Origin of the sequence: Fulvivirga kasyanovii (assembly GCF_009711405.1) — a bacterium.
Taxonomy (GTDB): Bacteria; Bacteroidota; Bacteroidia; order Cytophagales; family Cyclobacteriaceae; genus Fulvivirga; species Fulvivirga kasyanovii.
Map to the genome: position 1 here is coordinate 12,107 of NZ_SMLW01000526.1, position 4,220 is coordinate 16,326.

Annotated in this window: 3 protein-coding genes; all 3 read left to right on the forward strand. The window is 42.5% G+C overall.

What is annotated here, in order from left to right:
* Nucleotides 1-226 precede the first annotated feature (226 nt).
* Nucleotides 227-613, forward strand: a complete 387-nt coding sequence (locus E1163_RS11635; protein ID WP_155171843.1) for a T9SS type A sorting domain-containing protein — start codon at nt 227-229, stop codon at nt 611-613.
* Nucleotides 614-772: 159 nt separating this feature from the next.
* Complete coding sequence (locus tag E1163_RS11640; RefSeq protein WP_155171845.1) at nt 773-2,158, forward strand: ATP-binding protein; 1,386 nt, start codon at nt 773-775, stop codon at nt 2,156-2,158.
* A 12-nt stretch (nt 2,159-2,170) separates the two neighbouring features.
* Nucleotides 2,171-4,220 (forward strand): transglycosylase SLT domain-containing protein (locus tag E1163_RS11645; protein ID WP_155171847.1); only part of this gene is annotated, 2,050 nt, incomplete at its 3' end.

Genomic DNA, 4,220 nt, shown 5'->3' on the forward strand with positions numbered 1-4,220 from the left:
GTGTATTCAGGCAGGCGTACTACAGACCCGATATGTGCTTGGAGTGTCCGCTCAATTATTGAATATATTGCAAAATGTCGCGAAATACATAGCGTGCTGACCCCGAATGGCCTATTTTCTTCCTATGTTTCAAAGATAGCATTAACAGAATTAGCCCGGGCGGACGCCCTATATCATTTTAGGTCTTAGGATCGCTACGCTTAAGACCAGGGGGGCTTATCACAATGTGCTGAGAAAGCTTTTAACGGATGCGGCAGGAACCTACATTCATGGAGATTGGCTTCCTAATGATGTATCTCGTACAGAAACCGTCACGCAATATTGGAGTCCTAACTTTGCGTATAATACAACAGATACATTTTTAATTGTTGCATATATTCATGATACACACTTATCAAAGACCAAAACAAAAGAAATATATCAGGGTGCGTATAAGGAAATAAAAGTGCTTCCGTCGCCAGCGAAGGTATCTGGGTATGAAAGAGAATTAGCAAACGGGATTAAAATATACCCAAACCCATCAGAAGGTGATGCCACGCTGGCCTTTGACCACCCTTTAACTGAGGATAATGCAATAAGAGTATATTCCTCGACAGGATTGCTTGTATGTTAAGGTAATATGACAAAAGGTGTAAAATCCTTTAAAATTCCTTTGGAAAATTATCCTGCAGGGCTTTATATTGTTTCTTTTTACGTGCAGGGGCAAATGATCAAGCTCCCCCATATCCTGCGCTAAGCTTATACTTTATGTTTTTAAACTTTATCATACTAAATGAGGGAGCAAGAAATTCTATTATCAAATACCATAGGCGCAGAAATAAATTGGGCGAAGGGTATAATAGGTCAACGACTGGAAAGCCTTAATCCACAGAATGAGTATAATATATCAGAAGAGTTTTTGCTAAACAACTACCCTCCGGATATGATCGAAGGCACTACTTACAGCGTGCTTGTAGAAGATTTAATAAGGGAACGAGATCCTGATGATCCGGAATGGTTGCATGTAGCAGAACGCTTGATTTTGATTCTTACTTTGGCTCCACATGTGGATCCTTCGCTATTTGAGCCTTTTTCAATACTCCTTTCCAAAGGGGTAGGGGTGGACAGTTTAGGGGGAGTTAAGAACAACAGGTTTTACGGTTTTATACCCACGGGGGAAACAGCTCTCTTTCTGTTGGCGGGGAACAATATTTCTTTGAGGCGGCAAATCATACTTAAGGTATTTCATTGCGCTCATTCTTTTACTAAAAAGGGTGTTTTTAGTTTGCAGGAAACGAATCCTAATTTATCCAGGTTTTGTGGCATATTAACTTTGTCGGATGAATATTATAGTTTGTTGATAGAAGGTAAAGCTTTTATACCCTCACTAAGTCCGTCGTTTCCAGCACAACATATTGATACTGAAGAAACATGGGATGATTTAGTGGTTGGTGGTCAAACACGTTTTGCTTTGGAGGAGATCAATATCTGGCTGAAAGAAAATAAGCAGATGATAGTGGATGAACAGGTTAGCCGCAAAATAAAGAAAGGGTACAGGGCTTTGTTTTATGGGCCTTCAGGTACAGGTAAGACCATGGCTGCCAGTCTTATAGGAAAAGAGGCCAACGTCCCCGTTTTTAGGATAGATCTTTCTGTTGTGGTGAGCAAGTACATCGGTGAGACTGAAAAGAATCTTGCTTCTATTTTTGATAAAGCAGAGAACCGGAATTGGATACTCTTCTTTGATGAGGCCGATGCTTTGTTTGGAAAACGTACACAAACTACCACTGCCAATGACCGCTATGCCAACCAGGAAGTTTCATACCTGTTGCAGCGAGTGGAGAATTTCAATGGCCTCGTTATACTTTCAAGTAACCTGAAATCCAATATGGATTCAGCATTTACAAGAAGGTTTCAAACCATGATTAAATTCCCGGTTCCCAATGAAACCCTTCGAAAGGAGCTTTTCGATCGCGTATTTTATGGTAGGTATGCTGTAGAAAATAAAGAGTTGCTTGAAAAAGTGGTTAAAAAGTATGAACTGACGGGTGCAGAGATCAATAATATTTTTCGTTATTGTGCCATGATGACCTTGCATCATGGAAATGAAAAAGTTACCGAACAAATATTTTCAGAGGGCGTGATCAAGGAATTAAGAAAAAAAGGGAAGGCACTATAACCCCAGGTTGAAATGTTTGAAAGTAAATCCCCAGTCCCGGGAAATGTTAATAGTGATCCTTTAAAAGATTTGCTTGACAATAAGGATAGGCATAATCATAGAAACGGGTTTCATGATCCTTTTGCAAAATGGGATGATGGGGCTGATTCTGGTGCTATGCTTGGAGGAACGGTATTAAAAGATGAAGAAGAAAACTCATTTCCTGATATTAATAGCCTGACCCTGGGTGGAGCACTGGCCAATATTAATCTTGAGGAGCATACCTTGGCAGGATATCTTAGTAAGCGAGGAGGGAATCCGTCCGCTGAACCCATTGAGTCAAATGAGCCTCCCGCCACCACTTATGTTGTAAAAAGTGGGGATACTGTAGCATCTGTAGCATCAAGCCATGGTATTAGTGAAGAAGCTTTAAAAAAGGCTAACCCTGACCAGGCCAAAAGGTTTTTGAAGAATGATCAGTCCGGATATATCTGGAGTTTTAAGCAGGTAGGGGCAACAATTGTCGTTCCTTCTCAGGAAGTGGCTCCTGTTGTGGAGGAGGTTTCAGAGGCAACTGCGGTCTCTCCAGGCGTTGTGCCGACCGAAATTGCCGAAGTACCTGAAGGCAGGAAACACATGGCCAGTGAAGATAACGCCATACTGGAAACACTTGTGACTGGTGGAGCAGGGGACCTGACAACCAAGCAAGACGGGGAACAATATACAGATACCGGAGTACAAGCATCCGAACGGATGGCAGCCCGTGATCTGGAGTTGATGGGTGATTATGTTGAAACCTTCAAAAAGGTAGGTAAGAAATATAATATACCACCAGCATTGGTGGCGGCACTCGCAAGCCGGGAGTCCCGCGGTGGGAAAGCTTTGGATGCCAATGGCTACGGTGATGACGGCGAGGGTTTTGGGTTGATGCAGGTAGATAAGGAAAGCGGCAGAACAGTTGCAGAAGGAGCTTACAGCGAAGCACATGTTGACCAGGCCGTAAGTATTTTGGTGGATCAGTTGAGGTTGGTTACTAACAAACATCCGAATTGGACCTATGCTCAGCGATTGAAAGGTGCTGTAGCTGCTTATAATTTTGGGTCTAAAAACGTTCAAAGCCTGGAAAAGATGGATCAGGGCACCACCGGCCATGATTATTCTTCAGATGTATGGGCACGGGCAAGATACTATGCTGGTTTAAAGACGTTTGAGGGTGAAGGTGTCTTGAAAGAAGAGGTTATAGCCAGAGAAATCACGATGCCAGCATTAACGAGAGAGGAAGCCGAGGCAGAGAATTCCATTATTAGTGCATCGGTAGGTAAGCCTAACGATGCTTCTAAGAAGTTAGAAGTACATACGGAGAATATCAATTTTACTGCTGATTTGCGACTTATGCAGGATAGGCTTTTGGAACTTGGTTTATTGACCCGGACAGCCTATGACAAAGAGTATAACGCAATGGTAGTAAGTGTCCCTGCAAAACTTAAAACGAAAGGGCTTGAAGGCTCGGAAAATGAAGCTAATACTACAGATAGTCAGGAAATCATTCGTAAACAGGTACTTCCTGATCAGATACCACTGACTATAGAGGCCATAACAACTTTTCAGCGAGAGGTGCAACGAGGTACTGTTGATGGCAGAATAGACCCGGGAGGAGGTACTATAAGAGCGCTTATGGATAGTTCTTTAACCCCGGAGTTAGTGTCTGCAAAGCAGGAAAAGTATAAACAAGACAAGGCAGAAGAAGAAAAGAAAGCCAGGGAAGAGGCCGCTGAAAAGGCCAGAATAGAGGCTATTAAGAATGAGCCTGCTACTGAGGAAAACGCGCTAAGGCTTCTGCGAGGAATCTATACACCTGAATTAAGGGGGTACACTAACCTTTTGCTTAAGTATGGCCAACATAACCCTAGACTCGCAAGGGAGATTCTGAGGGTGTTGAGCAAGCAAGATGGAGGAATTGCAAACCTTCTTTCAATTATTTCATCTTTAAAGACACAAGAACTACCAAACATTCCTGTCCGCATCCTGGAACAGCTTATAGTTGAGGCTGGGGATTATAAAATACCACTTTTATATTCACATG